General features: G+C 48.3%; 14 protein-coding genes. 5 read left to right on the top strand and 9 right to left on the bottom strand.

The features are described from left to right. The first annotated feature begins 1 nt into the window (after nucleotide 1). Nucleotides 2-823, top strand: coding sequence for a hypothetical protein (locus tag LFX25_RS06805; RefSeq protein WP_238729551.1), 822 nt, complete (start codon nucleotides 2-4; stop codon nucleotides 821-823). Beyond that, nucleotides 820-2,109, top strand: a complete 1,290-nt coding sequence (locus LFX25_RS06800) for an LIC11270 family surface protein (RefSeq protein WP_238729550.1) — start codon at nucleotides 820-822, stop codon at nucleotides 2,107-2,109. Before LFX25_RS06805 ends, LFX25_RS06800 begins: the two co-directional genes overlap by 4 nt. A 434-nt stretch (nucleotides 2,110-2,543) precedes the next feature. On the opposite strand, the gene LFX25_RS06795 is transcribed toward LFX25_RS06800, so the two are convergent. From LFX25_RS06795 to LFX25_RS06780, 4 genes are read right to left on the bottom strand one after another with little or no spacing between them, the layout of a single operon-like run. Continuing rightward, entirely contained in the window at nucleotides 2,544-3,530 is a 987-nt protein-coding gene (locus LFX25_RS06795) for an adenosine kinase (RefSeq protein ID WP_238729549.1), read from the bottom strand. A gap of 4 nt (nucleotides 3,531-3,534) precedes the next feature. Next, nucleotides 3,535-4,437, bottom strand: coding sequence for a 50S ribosomal protein L11 methyltransferase (locus LFX25_RS06790; RefSeq protein ID WP_238729548.1), 903 nt, complete (start codon nucleotides 4,435-4,437; stop codon nucleotides 3,535-3,537). After that, nucleotides 4,434-5,216, bottom strand: a complete 783-nt coding sequence (locus LFX25_RS06785; RefSeq protein WP_238729547.1) for a PrsW family glutamic-type intramembrane protease — start codon at nucleotides 5,214-5,216, stop codon at nucleotides 4,434-4,436. Before LFX25_RS06785 ends, LFX25_RS06790 begins: the two co-directional genes overlap by 4 nt. After that, entirely contained in the window at nucleotides 5,213-6,835 is a 1,623-nt protein-coding gene (locus LFX25_RS06780) for an energy transducer TonB family protein (RefSeq protein WP_238729546.1), read from the bottom strand. Before LFX25_RS06780 ends, LFX25_RS06785 begins: the two co-directional genes overlap by 4 nt. Before the next feature lie 174 nt (nucleotides 6,836-7,009). Between LFX25_RS06780 and LFX25_RS06775 the strand changes: the two genes are divergently transcribed. The 3 genes from LFX25_RS06775 to LFX25_RS06765 all read left to right on the top strand — a co-directional run bounded on the left by LFX25_RS06775 (nucleotide 7,010) and on the right by LFX25_RS06765 (nucleotide 9,297). Beyond that, the gene (locus LFX25_RS06775) at nucleotides 7,010-8,404 is read left to right on the top strand and encodes a glycine--tRNA ligase (protein WP_238729545.1); all 1,395 of its coding nucleotides are present in this window, start codon (nucleotides 7,010-7,012) and stop codon (nucleotides 8,402-8,404) included. 75 nt (nucleotides 8,405-8,479) lie between these two features. After that, nucleotides 8,480-8,716, top strand: a complete 237-nt coding sequence (locus tag LFX25_RS06770) for a hypothetical protein (protein WP_238729544.1) — start codon at nucleotides 8,480-8,482, stop codon at nucleotides 8,714-8,716. 83 nt (nucleotides 8,717-8,799) lie between these two features. Continuing rightward, entirely contained in the window at nucleotides 8,800-9,297 is a 498-nt protein-coding gene (locus LFX25_RS06765) for a GNAT family N-acetyltransferase (protein WP_238729543.1), read from the top strand. A gap of 33 nt (nucleotides 9,298-9,330) precedes the next feature. Here the strand turns inward: LFX25_RS06765 and LFX25_RS06760 are convergent, their stop codons facing one another. The 5 genes from LFX25_RS06760 to LFX25_RS06740 form a co-directional block, all read right to left on the bottom strand. Further along, nucleotides 9,331-9,741, bottom strand: a complete 411-nt coding sequence (locus LFX25_RS06760; RefSeq protein WP_238729542.1) for a hypothetical protein — start codon at nucleotides 9,739-9,741, stop codon at nucleotides 9,331-9,333. Nucleotides 9,742-9,875: 134 nt separating this feature from the next. After that, nucleotides 9,876-10,751, bottom strand: coding sequence for a transglutaminase family protein (locus tag LFX25_RS06755; protein ID WP_238729541.1), 876 nt, complete (start codon nucleotides 10,749-10,751; stop codon nucleotides 9,876-9,878). Beyond that, nucleotides 10,744-13,278, bottom strand: coding sequence for a circularly permuted type 2 ATP-grasp protein (locus LFX25_RS06750; RefSeq protein WP_238729540.1), 2,535 nt, complete (start codon nucleotides 13,276-13,278; stop codon nucleotides 10,744-10,746). Before LFX25_RS06750 ends, LFX25_RS06755 begins: the two co-directional genes overlap by 8 nt. 30 nt (nucleotides 13,279-13,308) lie before the next feature. Beyond that, nucleotides 13,309-16,626, bottom strand: a complete 3,318-nt coding sequence (locus LFX25_RS06745; protein WP_238729539.1) for a transglutaminase family protein — start codon at nucleotides 16,624-16,626, stop codon at nucleotides 13,309-13,311. A 48-nt stretch (nucleotides 16,627-16,674) separates the two neighbouring features. Continuing rightward, nucleotides 16,675-17,616, bottom strand: a complete 942-nt coding sequence (locus tag LFX25_RS06740) for an alpha-E domain-containing protein (RefSeq protein ID WP_238729538.1) — start codon at nucleotides 17,614-17,616, stop codon at nucleotides 16,675-16,677. Nucleotides 17,617-17,647 lie beyond the last annotated feature (31 nt).

The following is a 17,647-nucleotide window of genomic DNA, read 5'->3' as shown; positions in this document are numbered from 1 at the left end:
TATGTTGTCCCGGTTTCGAATCTCCTCCAAATCATCGATCCTCGTATTGCTCACGATCGTACCGGGAATCTTATCCGCGTCTCCGAAGAAGTTGGACGTGTTCGAACTTCTCGGCGGGTATCAACCGGATCTGGGCAAAAATAAATTCTTTACCGATTTCATTCCGAAACCCTCGGCTCAATCGGGAAACCTTCCTTCCAGCGGAGTGATCGCAAAAGAGGACGAGGAAGCCGAAGCGGCGGAAGAAGAGGAAGAAAAGAAGGAAGGTTTTCACGATAATCGAAAGGCGGAGATCGGAGTTTGGCTCGGTGCTTCCAACCCTTGGCCCGGAACCGAAACGCAGAAATATCTGGATACCACGCTGGGCGGCGGATTCTTTTTTAGAATTCCCTGGCCTTGGATCTTTTATCTCGAGATGGGGGCGTTCTACGCGAACTATCTTTCCGCTACCGAACGCGCCTTGACTACGATTCCCGTTTATCTCGCGTTAGGTTATAAGATTCCGATCGATCTTCCGATTTCGTTCATTCTGCGCGCCGGAGGCGGAGAAGCCTTCGTAGTCGCAAGACCTTCCAACACTTCCCGTTGGGATCACATGATGCTTTTCGGTCTCGAAACGAGCTTTGTGGCCGGAAAAAAGATCCGAATCGGGATTCGGATCGATTACAATAAGATCTACGAATCTCAACTGGACGCTCCGGAAGAATCGAAGTATTATTATGCGAGTCCGTACGCGGATTCGAGACTGAACAACCCGAACTACTATCGGGTAGTGGACACGGAATTCTTTCAATTCGGTTTAATGGTGAGCGTATTTCTATGAAACGATCCTATTTTCCATTCATCCTGATACTTTCCAGTTTTCTAATGTTCTTTTGCCGCGTCGGCGATTGGAACGGAAAGGGAACGAAAAATCCGGTGATCAGTACCCTCTTCAACCAAAGAATGCTTCTTCTCGTAAAGGGAACATACGCGACCGACAATCCGATCGGATTTGAAGCCTACTCGGGCGGTACCGGTCAACTTTATCAGGATACGAGCGGGGAAGGATTCGATCCCGTGTACGATTTATCAGGTCTTCCTTTGGCGCAGAACCTTCCGATCTTTATCGATATCGGAGAAATCCGCATGTCGACCAAATATGAAGAAGGTCTTTACAATCTGAGTTTGATCAAGAATGTGAAGGACACGAAGAAGTTTTGGGATGAGATCGCTCCGAACCGTCAGGTATTCTGCACCGTTCCTTATACGACCAACTCGAACTCCTGTCGTCTCAACGACGGAGAAGTCAAAGCCATTCAATTCTTCAACGGAGAAGGAGTTTCGTATCCTTCCAACGATCCTACTTCCGCGACGGATTGGGGTGCGTTCGGAAACGGGCCCGTTCAATTCTATTATACCGGTTTGTATTTGAGATCCTTAGTTACCGCTTGGGCGACCGAACCCGGCCTTACCTTTTCCAATCTGACCTTATTCGACAACTATCGCGTACCGGGGATCAACATCGTTCCCCGTTTGAGCTACAAACCCGGAGCCGACTCAACCACGAAGACAATCTTCCCTCCTCTTGTATTCCCCGCATTGTATACCGCGGACGGTGGAGACCAGGATATGCTGGTTTATCCCGGATTTGATCCGTATATCTTAGAAGTAAGGATGAACCTCAAAGAAAATCTGATGGTGCATTCTTACGTTTCGAGCGTCGGTGGAGTGAGAACCCTCGTCGGCGTCAGCGATTGGAAAACCGACGGCGATCACAAGGGGGAATCGGATATGGGTGGAGGACTTCTGCTTCGTTCGAGAATCATCCGTCCCGAGATCGCATCCAGCTTGACGGTGTTAGGTGGAACGGCTTCCACGACTCACTATTACGGCGTATATCGTCTCAGTGAAACCGGTATCGAAGGTAAGCTTCCGTTGATCGCATCTCCCGTGCAAGGCGGGGTCACCAAAATGAAATACATCCATCCCGGCGAATATAGAATCCAGTGTTTAGGGGATCTCGCGAGGGTGGACGGTTATCCGGAAACCGTTGTCCGCGAAACCACGTTTGTCGTTCCGGAAAACGCGCCTCGTTCGGAAGTTCAAGTCAACCTGAGTTGTCCATAACGAGCGCCAAACTCAGCAAACGCCTTTCTATGAATCGGCGTTTAGGAAGCGAGTTAGTGGAATTTCAGCGGCGCGTCGAAATTCAACTCTCAGCGAAGCTGAGAAATAGAGCGCCCAACTCAGCAAACGCCTTTCTATGGATCGGCGTTTAGGAAGCGAGTTAGTGGAATTTATTATCTTGCGACCCGTAGAGAGCCAAGATTGAGTTTTTTTTGAGCGGCTTCCACCGAAGTCGGAAAACAGAGCCTTCGGCCCGTTTTCGTCGGAGTTCCGACGAAAATTTCAAGATCCGCCCCCGCCCGAGTTAGGGTGGAGGTGGCGGGTCCGCGGGAAAACTTCGGAGAATTTTTCTCTAACAGAGAATTCAACTTTTGTAAAGTAGAATTCTCGCGTTCGTGTTTGTCGGAACTACGACAAACACGAACGTTTGGGTCTCACTTCAAAATCTCTTCTTGACGTCCCATCAATTTGATGCCGAGTCTCGGACCGATCTCTTGCACGATTCTCGAAGCGACGTAGTTTCCCCAACGGGTGGACTTTTCCAAACTGAAACCGTGCGTCAGTCCGTATAAAACTCCCGCGGCAAAACAATCTCCCGCGCCGGTCGTATCGATCGGTTTAACGGGAAATCCGTCCACATGAGAAATCACGCCTTTCTCGGCGAAGTAAGCTCCGTTCGCGGAATCAGTCATGAATACGAGAGGAGAAAGACCCGCGATGAACTGAAGCGCCTCGAGCTTATCCTCTTTTTGAGAAAGGGCTCTCGCTTCCTCCACATTGCAAAATACGATATCGAAGTAGTCTTTTGTTAAGCGAACAAAGTCCTCGCGGGAACGATTGACGCAGAATGGATCGCTGTATGTGTACGCGACTTTCACTCCGTTCTTTTTGGATTCTTCCATGGTCAAAAGAGAAGCCTCTTTGGTTCCGGACCCGTCCCAGAGATAACCTTCGATGTAGGAAATATTGGAGGCCTTGAGTTTGTCCAAATCCACATCCGATTTTTGTAATGTGATGGAGATTCCCAAGTGGGTCAGCATGGTCCGTTCCGCGTCCGGAGTGGTCAGAACCACGCAGGTTCCCGTATGTCCGTTGTCTTCCGGAGCGACTTCGAAAAGGATTCCGGCGTTTTCCATGTCCTTCTTATAGAATTCTCCGTAAGTGTCCTTGGAAACCTTTCCGGTATACGTTCCGGTTCCGCCCGAATTCGCAAGCGCGATCATCGTGTTGGCCGCGCTTCCGCCGGAACGAAGTTCCTGTTTGCTTCCTTCGAGTGCGACTAAAACTCCCGCCTGTTTTTCCGCGTCGACCAAGGTCATAATCCCTTTGTCGAAACCGAGACGCTGAATGAATACGTCTTCCGTCGGAACCAAAATGTCCACGAGTGCGTTGCCGACTCCGAATACGTCGTAGTGTTTCATCGATTTATCCTTTTCTTTTCCATTCGATCAATTCCCAGCCGGTGTCTTCCTGAAAGAAAACTCCTTCTCCGCCCACCTCGTTTTTCAGAAGTTCCAAAAACTCATCCTTGCGTTCGGTGATGACTCCGCTGAAGAGGAAATGATTCGTTTTTACAGATGCAATTTTTTGAATATTCGCTTTTAATACAGCGAATGTTATGTTGGCGATCAAAAGATCCCATTCTTTTCCCTGAACGTCCGAGTGATCAAAACCGCCTTCGTCCACGACTAAAACGTTAGGCGAAATCTCGTTGTCGTCCCGGTTGAACGTCGCGGAACGCACGCTGTTCGGGTCCACGTCCACCGCGAGAATCGCCGACGCGCCCGATTTCGCCGCGGCCACGCTCAAGATCCCGGAACCGGTTCCCACGTCCGCGATCCGTTTTCCGTTTAAACCGAGACTTCCCATTCTCCCTAAAACGAGACGAGTGGTTTCGTGATGTCCTGTTCCGAACGCAAGTCCCGGATTGATGAGCAAAGGAAGAATTCCCTGCGGGGTCGTGCTGACCGCGGTGTCTTTTTCCCAAGTGGGAATGACACGATACGAACCGATCGTGAAGGGTTTGTAGAATTCCTTATAGGCTTCTTCGTATTCTTTGGTTTCGATCCAACGCGATTCGAGAAAGAAGGATTCGCCCGCGTTGGCTTTCAGAAAAATATGAATTCTGATTTCGTTTTCTTTATCGTCTTCCGCGAGATAAACGCGGAACTTCGTATCGTCGGAGATAATCTCCTCGTGAGGGGCTCTCGGAACTTCCCGGTCAAACAGAATTTCGTAATATCCTGCGACTCCCGCTTCGTCCAAAAACGAAGTGAAGTCTTCCGCGATTTCTTTGGGTAAACTTAGAATGATTTCTCTGTATCTCAAGTTGCTTCTCGGGTCTCATCCAAGATTTCCGCGTCGACCGGTGTGTCACTTACGATTTGCGCGCCACTCCCGTTCTCCAGAATGAAAGTACGAAAATCTTTTACGATCCAAACCCAGATTCCCACGAACAAAGCGGTGGAAAGCCAACCGCCGAATCTCGACTGAGGAAGCACGAAGAAGTTGAAAAGTCCGTGTTGCGATACCGCGAGCAAAAAAGCGAGGAACAAGGCCAAAGGACGATCCTTGATTTCTTTGCGGTTCGATTTTACGAACGCAAGAGCGAAACATAGATTGATGAGAAAGTGCGCGTTGGAAGAACGAATCGTCCGTCCTACGAACATCGCGATTCGATCTTCTTCCTTTGCGTTGAAGATGTAATTCGCGTTTTCGACTCCCGCAAATCCGAGCGCGACAAATCCTCCGATCAAAACCATTTCCTTTTTGAACTCGTATTTCTTCCAATCGAAGGCAAAAAGAAGTCCCGCAAACAAGATGAGAATTCCCTTACAGAATTCCTCCATCATTCCGGCTTGGATGAACGCGATGTGCGCGGTCTGCGTAAGAATATGTCCGCCGCGTCTCGGAGCGGCGATTTTTACGTCCGGCCAAAAGATTGGATGCAGTTTCAAAACGATCTCGGTGGAAAGATATCCCAAAAAAACGGCGAGTAAAATCAGAAAGATTCTCTGCTGCGTATTCTTCCCCGGAAAAAGAAGAATCAGAAAAAATCCCCAAGGAAGAATCGAGAGAAATCCGAGGAGCGCGACGTCGAAACTCATAACTCCTCCATATAACGCCCGTCATACATCGTGACGAGTTCCTTCTGCAACGGAGTCGGCATCGCTTCCGGATCGATGCTTCCGTTCCAAAAAAGTTCGGTGACTCGAACATAACCTTTCGTTCCGGGCGGAGGCATGAGAGGAGAAAGACTTTCAATGAGCTCCAACGTCATCTGATCCTGTTCGGGATAACCGGAAGCCTCGACCAAATCCACGTCCACGACTTCTCCGTCGGGGGTAACCGTATAGGCGACCACGGAAGAATAATTGCGCGGCGCTCTTCTCCAATATTCCATAAACGATTCGGGGCCGCGCATCTTCGCGGAGATGTAGTTCGAATACGTGGAAGGCAATTTTTTTCCGCGAACCTGTTTGACTTCCCCTTTGACGCGTCCTTCGTCCGCGGGTTTGTCGTCCGGAATTTTATCCCCTTCCTTTTGTGTCGGGGTTTCGGTTCCGGAAACGACCCCTCCGTTTAAACCTTCGACCTCGTTCGGAAGATTCGGATCGATAAAGTAGAATTCCAAATTTTCCGGAGTGAAGTGCGTTCTTTGTCTTTCCTTTTCCTTTTGTTCCTTCTTACGCTGAAGAGTGACCGGGATGATCAGGATCAAGGAGAGAAGAACGAAGTGGAGCAGGATGCTATATGATAAATTACTAATAAACGTGCTTTGCGGAGTTGTGTCTTCCGGTTCGGCGCGAAACGCCCGGTTCAAAAGAAACTTGGATATGATATGAATCCCGACGATTCCTCCGAAAAAAACCAGAATCGGAACGACGCTCGAAGTGACCGCGAAAAATTTCTTATCGGCGATTCCGGGTTTGAGTCCCATCGACATGAGAAAACGGATTCCATCCGCGGGCTCGAGCCAGGAAAAAAACGCGGTCGCAAAAAAGAGCAACAGCAAAAGATATAAAAACAGAATCGAAAATCCTTTCCAAAGATTTCCGATATAGATATGCCCCCATCCCGGGAATAACCAATCGCGAATCTTCGCGTATCTTTGTTTACGGACGCCCCCTTCTCCCTCGAAGCCGATTCTGCGTGCGGCTCTCGCCTGACGTTCGAAAAGTTTCCAAGGTCTTCGGAAAAGAAAGAATTGTTTTCCTCGACTGAGAAGCGTATCGCCCGCGATCAACACGGAAAAGAAATAGAGAAAACTGTCTTCCAAGATCCCGAGTTGTCCGTATTCCAACCGATAGGCATCTTGAAAGACGAGCCTCGAAGTCAGATAACCCGCTACAAGAAGCACCAGGATTTTATAATGAACTCTTTCGATCTTTTCTTCGCGCGGATGCGAAGAAGGGTTGAATTGGAATCGGCGCCTTCTTTGCTTCTTCAGATAAAAGGAATGGGAAACGAGAATGACAAGCCCGACGAGCACGTAAAAGCCGATCAGCCATTCTCCCAAATCCATGACAAGCGCGCGGACAAATGCCTCCACGACCGGAAATAAAATCGCGGAAACTTCCAGAGGGTACAAAATTCCCCAGCAAAAAATCTGGAAGAGCAAGGAACCGAAGGCGGAGGAACGGACTTCCCGTCCTTTCGGAAAAGCAAAAAGGACGCCGAGCGGGAAAAAAATTCCCAGCCCCAGAAAGGGGGAACTCCAGGACAAGAAATTGACGCCGAAGATGACTAGTTTCTTTTTCAGGCAAGGTCTCCTTGGACGTTGCAAAACGGATTTCTATCAACCATTGGACCCGAATCCGGGGCTTAGGCAAACAAGAAATCCTTTCAAGTCGAGAATTAAAATACTTTATTCGGAAGTCCTGAACAGAATTCTGGACTCATGGAAAAGAAAGAAAGTCTCGATTCCTCACTGAAGGAAATCGTATCCGTTTGCAAGCGTAGAGGGTTTGTCTATCCCGGTTCCGAAATCTACGGAGGACTCTCCAATACCTTCGACTACGGTCCTTACGGGGTCGAACTTCTCCAAAATCTAAAACAACTCTGGTGGAAATATTTTGTCCATCTTCGGGAAGACGTGGTGGGTTTGGATTCCTCCATTCTCCTCAACCCGAAAGTTTGGGAAGCTTCCGGCCACGTTTCCAACTTCAACGATCCGCTGATCGATTGTAAAAATTGTAAGACCCGAATCCGCGCGGACAAGTTCCTCGAGGATCAAAAGGGAGAGGGCTTTGCCAACGGTTTAACTCTCGAAAAGATGAACCAAGTCATCAAAGAAAGCAACTTCGCCTGCCCGAGCTGCGGTCAACGGGGAACCTTTACCGAAGCGCGCGACTTCAACCTGATGTTCAAGACTTCGCACGGTGCGAGCGCGGAAGACGCGTTGGATATTTATCTCAGACCCGAAACCGCGCAAGGGATCTTCTTGAATTTTAAAAACGTCGTTTCCACCACGAGAAGAAAGATTCCGTTCGGAATCGCACAAATCGGAAAATCCTTCCGAAACGAAATCATGGCGCGTCAGTTCGTTTTTAGAACGAGAGAATTCGAACAGATGGAAATGGAATTCTTCTGCGAACCGGGGACACAAAAAGAATGGTTTACCCATTGGGTCGACTATTGTATGCGCTGGCTCACGGAACAGGTGGGAATCAAAAAGGAAAACTTAAGAGTCAGAGAACACGAAAAGGAAGAACTCTCGTTTTATAGCGAAGGAACCTCCGATATCGAATTCAAATACAACTTCGGTTGGGGAGAATTATGGGGAATCGCTTCGAGAACCGATTACGATCTGAACCAACATCAAAAATTTTCCGGGGAAGATCTGAAGTATCAGGATCAGGTCAACAACCAGAAGTATGTTCCTTACGTCGTTGAACCCGCGTTAGGCGTGAATCGTCTTTTTCTCGCGGTCGTTGCCGACGCGTACGAGGAGGAAAAACTTCCCGACGGAGAAACGAGAACCGTTCTTCGTTTTTCTCCGAAGATCGCTCCGGTGAAAGCGGCGGTTTTCCCTTTGATGAAAAAGGACGGCCTCCCCGAAAAATCCAGGGAGATTTTTGCGGACCTCGCCAAACTCGGAAACATAGAATACGACGACGGAGGCGCGATCGGAAAACGCTACCGCAGACAGGACGAGATCGGAACGCCGTATTGTATAACAGTAGATTATGATACTCTAAAGGACAATACCGTCACCGTCCGCGAACGGGACAGCATGAACCAGGAAAGAATTCCTGTCGGTCAACTGCGGACTTGGCTGTTCGAGAGGTTGTAAGACGGGACACGCAGCAACGTTGTCGTCGTTACGACAACGTTGTGCGGGCTGGAATTCCACTTTACGAAAGAGAAATTGTCCGGTAGAGGAAAAATTTCGCAAAAGTTACCTACGCAATTCGATTCTTCAAAAGCAAAACTCGTCGCGGCGAAACTTCTCCCCCTGATTTTCGTTCTTGTAACATTCTTCCACATTCTTGTTTTGGCGGGTGCGATTCCGTTCACAAAGGAAGCCGTGGATTTTTATAGAGCGACGGGAGCGGGAGACGGAAGAGAAGAAGTAGTTCACTTTAGCAACGAAAACCGTTCTTAAAAAAATTGGATGCAAATCTACGAACTTCGTAGATTTTTACAAAAATCGTTCTACTCAGATCGGACAACGCCCTTTCAAATATCATGCCGAAATCCAAAACGAAGACGGAACCGTTTCAAATCGCGAATCTTCTTCCCGAACATAGGGAAAGCGCGATCGAACTCGTAAATCAATTCTTTCGTCTCGTCAACTCTATGAAACTCGACGGAGTTTTCAAGATCCGCCCCCGGGCCGGAACGAAGATGATCGACGTATATTTAAAATTGAGAGGCACGGGCAAGGTTTTGTTGCTCGGAGGTTTTTTAGGCTCCGAACTCGTATCGCTTCTGATCGCGAGAACGGAAGACAAACCGTATTTGGATGAGGATAAAACCCTTTTTATCGATCTCGCGGTCACGAAACGGGGAAAACAAAAATCGGGTTATATGAAACCGCTCGTTCTCGCCTGCGAATCCTGGGCCAAGGATCAGAATTTCAAAAGCGTGGAACTTAGGGCCATCGCGGAAAACGAAAACGCGGTTTCCTTTTGGAAAGCCATGGGCTACGACCCCTTTTATGTTCGCTTTCGCAAATTAGTTTAGAAATTTAGAATATTCTACTTCCCTACTTTTCCTTCAATCCTTAGCGACCAATTTTCCCGCCAAAAAAGCGAACGGAAGATACGCCCCCGCTATATCTAATACGATGAACCATATAGGCGAAGGAATCATAAATACGCTTGCGATTCCCGCCGCTAAAAAAAGAATTCCGATGCTCAGTGCAAAAAGCAGTTTGTGATTCGCTGCGGCGATGCCGGCAACGGCCGCTCCGGCGAACGTTCCCAATGCGTGCGCTAAAAACGGCATGAGAAAATGTTTCGGCTCGAACAGATGAATCGACGCTTTCAAACCTTCCGTCGTTGTGACGTCGGCACCGGTTGGAGGTGGAATGATCGAACCGCTGACGGTGATGATTCCCATGTTGACGACGCTCCCGACGATCGCTCCCGCGACAAACGCGAGAATATTCTTAAGAATTGGATTCATATCGATTCGTCCTAATGTTTTTTTAAGACGACACTGAAAAGATTCCGGACCGGGAAGCAAGTGAAAAAAATCGGAAAAATTAGAACATTCTTCCCTTGGAACTTCGAACGGTCCGACAAAGGAAAGCGCGACGTTTACCCGCGAATCACGTCGACTTCTACTTTGAGTTTGTGTTTTCCGCCTCCGAATAAAATTCCCTTCAAAGGAGAAACGTCCGCAAAGTCACGGCCGACGGATGTGAATATATACTCTTCGCTTAACATTTTTCCGTTCGTCGGATCGTAGTCCACCCAACCGATTCCCGGAGAATACACCGAGAACCAGGCGTGCGAAGCGTCGCTTCCCTGCAATTTCTTTTGTCCGGGAGGAGGAAAGGTTTCGATATAACCCGAAACGTATCTGCAAGGAATTCCGATGCTTCGTAAAGCGGCGATCGATAAATGCGTGAAGTCCTGACAAACTCCCTTCTTGATTTTTAAAACCTGAGCGGGCGGAGTGTGGATCGTGGTAGCGCCCGACTTAAACTCGAACGTTTTATAAAACTTGAATGTATAATCCATCACCGCCTGTAAAAGCGGCTTATCGGAATCCATCATACCTCGGGCAAACTCGGCGAACATCGGATGTTTGCTGATAAACGAAGAATCCGCAACGTATTCCAATGCCTCCAAATCCTCCCTGAAATGGGAAGACTTCAGCAGAACCGGAATTTCGGAAACCTTGGGAGAATGAGTCAAATCCCCGTAATCGACGGGATGCGTCGTAACGCGACTTTCGGACACGATTTCCAAGGAAGTATGAGAGTCCTCGACGGAAAACGTATATACCAGATTCCCGAAGTAGTCCTTTCGATAACCCGATACGGAAGGTCCGGGTTGAACTCTCAACTTGAGATCGCTGCAATCCTGATGTCGATTGGTCACCGGACACATATGCGCTAGATTATGACAGTGCGAAACCTCTTCCTGATAGCTGTATCGCGTAACGTGTTTTACGGTATATTCAGCCATTGTAATCTCCGAGTTGGATCTGCTCTTCCACGTATCGGAAATATCTGGCTCCGATCGATTCGGACAATGAGGCGATCTGATAGTTGATGTCGTTGAGCCAACGTATTATGCTTAAGGAAGGATTCACGTATTCGAAAAGCCGTTTTGCGTCTTCCTGAATAAAACGGTTTCTCACCTCGGATACGATTCGTTCTTCCGCGGTCGCCTCTTCCTTTTCGGAGTGAGGAAGATAGGAAACATATTCCCCGATTTTACGGAGTTGATATGCGAGCGATCTAGGGTTCGTTTCGTCGAACAGAAGAATGTCCAGAACGGACTCGGCTTCGATCCTGTATCTGTATCTTCTACGATACGTGATCTTGATGTCGTTGATGTTCAAGAGAGCCTCGAACATACTTTTGTTGTAGAGCGTGGAAAGATTCAGAACGGAAGTCACGAGGCGAATCGTATACGAAGCACGCTCGATCCGTTTTCCCATGTTCATAAAATACCAGCCGGTTTCGCGCGACATGCTCTCGATTCCCAAACCGGAAAGCGAAGCGAGTCTCGTTATAAGAAGAATCAAATATTCTAATATTTCATCGTACGAGACCGCCTTTTCCGCGCCTTCGGTTTCGATCATGGAAAGAATATAGCGCATATCCTCCGAAAGCCGGTCTCTTACGGATTTGGATGACCTGACGAACGAATTCAGATCGGACTGAATTCCTCCCGTCACTTGCGGAGAAAATACCTGTGCGAACATCTGTTCTTTGGCGCCTTGCAACGGATCGTCCAGATTAAGCTGCAAAAATCCCGGATACGTCGCGGTTACGTGCGTCACCGTTTGCAGCAAAAGCTGAACGTGATCCTTTTCGTAGGATTCTTCCATGTGAATCATCTTCAAGATGACTTCGCGTAACAATCGCGCTTGGTTTTCCGAACGTTCCGCATAACGTCCCATCCAGAACATATTGTCCGCGACCCGACTCGGAATACTCGCACCCGAACGTTTGATCTGCATTCTTTCGGTTTTGCCGGGAAGAAGCGTAACGTCCTTTTTTTCCTCCGAGGCTAAAACCCAAAGATCTTTGGATACGGCGCCGGTTTGATTGGTCACAATCAAATCTTCGACATTCTCCGTAACACGGACGAGACCGCCCGGCATCGTCATATAACCGTTTTCGGAAAGTGTCGTAAACGCGCGAAACACCGAACGACCTTGAATCAGTTTATCTCCCGAGAGAACCGGGCAAGTCGAGCTGCTCACGATTTCCTGTGCCACATAACGTTCCGGATGCAACAAAGCTTTCTTACGCATCTCTTCGATTTCCGGTTTCGGAAGGGAAGAAAGAAAAACTCCCGGTTCGAGAGGATCGCGCATCGCACGTTTGAATACGAATCGTTCCGGACGGTCAAAAACTTCTTTCATGGATTCGGGATTTCCCATCCACAAAGTCCGCACGTTCGGTAAAATCAGATCTTCGGAAAGATAATATTTGCAGAGAGAGGATAAGAACGGATGGATCGCCCGGTTTTCCAAAAAGCCCGACCCGATCGGATTCGCGACGCGAACGTTTCCCTCCCGAATCACATTCAAAATTCCTGGTACACCCAAAAGAGAATCGCCTTTGAGTTCGAGCGGGTCCATATACGAATCGACGACGCGACGAAAGATCACGTCCACCTGCTGAAGACCTTCGACGGTTTTGATAAAGACGAAATTGTTTCGAACGGTTAAGTCCTCCGCCTGCGCAAGAGTAAAACCCAAATAACCAGCGAGATACGCGTGTTCGAAGTAGGTTTCGTTTCCCGCACCCGGCGTCAAAAGAACGATGACCGGTTCGCGTTCCTGCGTCTTGGATTGGGATTGAAGCGCCTTCCGTAAAGAACGGAAATACAACGCAACGCGATGCACTTGCGAATCCCTGTAAATCGAAGGAAAAATTCTCGAAAGAACGATTCGATTCTCCAGAGAATAACCCGAACCGCTCGGAGCTTGGATGCGATCTCCGATCACCACAAAACTTCCGTTCTCTTGTCTCGCAAGATCGGAAGCCATAAAACAAAGTTCGTTCGTTGTAGAATGGCCGAAGCCGTTGCATTGTCTTAAAAAATCGGGGGAGCTGAAAAGAATTTCCGGAGGAATTTTTTTATCGTATAAAAGTTTTCTCGGACCGTATACGTCCTTGAACAACGCGTCGAGGAGTTCCGCTCTTTGAACGAGTCCCCGTTCGACTTCTTCCCATTCCTTGCTTTCCATCAAAACGGGGAACAGGTCCAAGGACCAAAGCCTTTCCACGGCTCCGGGTTCCTCGTATACGTTGTATGTCACACCGTTTTCCTGAAGAATTCTCAGGGAATCCCTTTTTCTCCGATTGAGATCCTCTTCGCTTAACGATTCGAGGGAATTGATCAGGAATTCGTATTTGGATCTGAGCTTTCCCTCCTCGTCATAGAGTTCGTCGTAAACGGACGGAATCGGGTTGTATCCTTCCCGCAAGTTCAATCTGGCGTTGGATGGGTTGACCATAAAATTCTGAACCATGATTCAATGTCCGTACATTTTGGCGATTCTTTACGGAGACTTTTTTTTCCAACCTGGCCCCGGAGCAAGACGCAAATCCAAGGTATAGGGAGAATGCGGATGTTGAAGACTTTTCGGAGCTTCCGTGGGACCGGCCGTATGTCCCTGATCGATAAACCGATTGATCCTTCTGCTTTCGGCTTCGAAAGAATTCACCGGGAACGTATCATACGCTCTTCCGCCGGGATGAGAAACGTAATACCTGCAACCTCCGATCGACCTTCCGCTCCATGAATCCCAAAGATCGAACACGAGAGGGTTTGTGATCGGAAGATTCGGATGCAACGTGAAAACGGGAGACCAGGCCTTGTAACGAACTCCCGCGACCGCTTCCCCGTTTTTTCCCGTGGACCGAAGCGGAACCTCGTAACCGTTGCAGGAAAGAACGTATCTTCCCGAAGTCCAACCCTCTACCTTTACTTGGATTCTTTCCAGCGCGGAATCGACAGCTCTCGACGTTCCGAAAGAATTCGCCTCCTCTCCGAGAACGTCCCAAGGCTCCAAGGCCATCCTGAGTTCCAAACGGATTCGATCCTTTTGAACGTGACCATATTCAGGAAATCTAAATTCAAAAAATGGAATAAAGTCCTCTTCGTAAAACGGATAACCGTGAGCCTTCAGGTCTTTCAGAACGTCCTTAAAATCCTCCCAAACGTAAAACGGAAGAAGGTATTTGTCGTGCAGTTCCGTTCCTCTTCGAATCGGAGGAAGTCGATAAGGCTCCTCCCAAAAACGCGCCAACAAAGACAATACGAACATCTGCTGCACTACGCTCATCTTGTAATGAGGAGGCATCTCGAAGGCTCTAAACTCGACAAGACCCAAACGCCCCGTCGATCCCGCGGGAGAATACAGTTTATCGATCGAAATCTCCGCTCTGTGAGTATTCCCCGTGATGTCCACGAGCAGGTTACGAAACAAACGATCGACGAGCCAAGGAGGAACACTTTCGAGATGATCGACTTGTCTGCATGCGATCTCGAATTCATACAACGTGTCCTCTCTTCCTTCGTCCATACGAGGAGATTGGGAAGTAGTTCCGATAAAAAGACCGGAAAACAGATACGATAAGGAAGGATGATGCTGCCAATACGTCGCGAAACTTCGGAGGAGATCGGGTCGTTTTAAAAAAGGACTTTCATCGGCGACAAGAGCGCCTAACGTGATGTGATTTCCTCCGCCCGTACCGGACGCCCTACCGTCGATCTGAAACTTTTCCGTGCTGAGTTTGGTTTCGATCGCCTTCTCGTAAAGAATTCTCGTTTTGTTTTCGAGCTCCGCAAAAGAAGTCGAAGGATGAAGATTCACTTCGATCACTCCGGGATCGGGAGTGATCTTGAATTGTCCGATTCGTTCGTCCATCGCCGGTTCGTAACCTTCGATGCGAACTTGAAATCCGGAAGCAAGCACCGCTTGTTCTAAACTCGCGATCAGATCCACCCAAACGTCCGTGGAAGGAACGGGCGGAAGAAAGACGTGCAGAATCTCGTCGCGAACCTCCACGACGATCGTGGATTGAACCGGAAGATCCTTTTCGGAAAACGTTTTTCCGGGAGAATCCACTCTCTTTTGAACGGCCTCATCCAACGATTTGCGAGAAGGAAGCGGGCCCTTCTTTTCGATCGAAGTAAAATACGGAACTTCCCGAAAACGGTCCGCGACCGCCGAAAACGGAATTCGAAGACCCGCGGGAGAATCCCCCGGAATCAAAAACAACTTTTCACGGCGAAAATGCCAAACCGAACTTTCCCATTCCTTCTTTACATAATTATAAAATACCGGAATACCGAACGCGGCTTCCTTCTGAAAACCCTTGTCCAGAAGTTTCAAAAGCCTTTGTCTTTCCAGCGTATCGAACGCGGTGGAAAGTTTTTTCTCCATCTCGAACGGAAGATTTCCCTCTTTCCAAAGATAATAAAGATTGTCCTCGTACATCGGAACGATATACGAAAGATCGATTCCCAGAGTTCTGCAGATCGCACAGGCCAATGTTTCCGAAGCTTTATGAGGATCGAAATTCTCGTCTTTGGGTTTCGAACCGGAAGAATCCGGACCGTCCGCCAACAAAGAAAAATCTTTCCAAAGATCCTGTCCGTCCTTTCGCCAAAAACAACCGATGCTCCAGCGAGGCAGGGGTTCCCCCGGGTACCATTTTCCTTGGGAGAATTGCAGGAAGGAACCGGAAGTAAACTCGTCCTTAAGCTTGTATATTAGATTTTTTGAAAGTTCGAACTTGTTTTCCCCTAGCGCTTCGTGATTCCACTCCGGACTCTGACGATCCAGATCGGCAATGAAGGTAGGCTCCCCTCCGATCGAAACGGAAAGGCCCAAGTCCTTGATCTTGTGATCGAGCGCTTTTCCCCTTCGCAGAATATCGTTCCAACGCTCGGTCGAATACGGAAGCGTAACGCGCGGACTTTCCTGAATCCGTTCGACCTCCATTTTGAATTCGAACTCCGTATCGGCCGGGTCCGCATAACCGAAGATAGGCGCCGCGCTCATCGGCTCAGGTGTTGCGGCTAACGGTATGTGTCCTTCCCCCGTCAAAAGACCGGAAGTCGGATCCATTCCCACCCAACCCGCACCGGGAAGAAAAACCTCAGCCCATGCGTGCAGATCCGTAAAATCCTTTTCGGGACCTTTCGGACCCTCCAAAGGTGTTTGATCCGCTTTCAATTGAATGAGATAACCGGAAACAAAGCGGGCCGCTAAACCGAAATGACGCAAAATCTGAACTAACAGATACGAAGAATCCCTGCAAGATCCCGTTCTTTTGGAAAGTGATTCCTCGCAGGTCTGCACTCCCGGTTCCATACGAATCACGTAACCGATGTCGTTCGAAAGCTTTTGATTGAGAGACACGATAAAATCGATGATGCGCTGCGGCTTTGTAAAACCGTCCGCCTTCAAGCTCTTAAGATAAGAATTCAATAAGGTTCCGTTTTCGGAAGGAACGCCATAGGGAGCCAATTCGTATTTTAGAATTTCCTCATATTCAAACGGAAAATTTTCCGCATAAGATTCCACGAAAAAGTCGAACGGATTGATGACCTTCATATCCGCTACAAGATCTACGAGAACGCTCAGACGATCCGTTTTTTCCGGAAAAACCAAACGAGCCTGAAAGTTTCCGAAAGGGTCCTGTTGCCAATTGAGAAATTGATTGTTCGGTTCCACCTTCAGGGAATACGAAACGATATTCGTTTTACAATGAGGAGCCGGACGAAGACGAATAACGTGGGGAGAAAGCGAAACGTTTCGATCGTAACGATAAACGGTTTCGTGAGTGAGAGCGACTCGAATGGACATAAAAAAATTTTCCGCCTAAAAGCTGTTTCGTATTCGGAAATCCGAATTCTAAAATCGAAAATAACGTTCGTCGATCCGATCGTGAATCCCGTTGATCTGAAGCTGAAGTTTGTCCAGATATTCGTGCATTCCCGAACTGAAAATTTCGTCCACGGATGTGTAACTGAGTTCCGACAACAAAACCCCCACTCGTTTTTCCGCCTCGCAGGAATATTCGTCCGGATCGGTTCCGCTGAGCAATTTCAAACTTTCGAATATTTTACGAAGAGAAAAACGAACCGCCCTCGGAAATTGTCTGTCGAGAATCAAAAACTCGGCTATGTTCTTCGGAGTGATTTTTTGGTAGATCCGGTTGAACATCTCGTGCGCGCTCGTGGATTTCAAAAGGGACAACCATTGGATCAAATCCAGATTCGAACCCACGTCGTGCGAAGGAAGAAGGATGAAATATTTCATGTCGAGAATTCTCGCGGTTTTATCCGCTCTTTCCAGATAACGTCCGAGCTGCGCGAAATACCAAACCTCGTCCCGAGAAATCGTCGCCTCTTGACATCCGTAAAACAGAAGACATTGATTTCGGATCGATTTAAAGAACTCGCTCAGAGCGCTCAGATCCGTATCGGTGAAATGTCGTTTTGCTTTGAAGTTTAGATAGAATTCGTTGATGACTTCCCACATCGGAGTGGAGATATTCTCGCGGATGGTGCGCGCGTTTTCCCGGCAGCGGATCAGACAATTCAGAATCGAATTCGGATTCTCCGTATCGAACGTCATAAAGTGAATCACGTTCTCTTTCGATGCGTCCGAAAATTTTTTCTGAAACAATTCGTTATCTCCGGTCGTATAAACGAGAGGCATCCATTGGCGGTTTACGTCCTCGTTTAAATCCAGGGATAATTGAAAATTTACGTCGATGAACCGGGAATAATTCTCCGCCCTCTCCATATACCGATTCATCCAGTACACGGACTCAGCCACTCTGCTCAGCATAGCAACCTCTTTCGTTCTAATGTGTGTTTTT

Source organism: Leptospira sanjuanensis (assembly GCF_022267325.1).
In the GTDB taxonomy this organism is placed as follows: Bacteria; Spirochaetota; Leptospiria; order Leptospirales; family Leptospiraceae; genus Leptospira; species Leptospira sanjuanensis.
The sequence above is the reverse complement of the archived record's forward strand: the minus strand, read 5'-3'. Positions and strand labels throughout refer to the sequence as shown.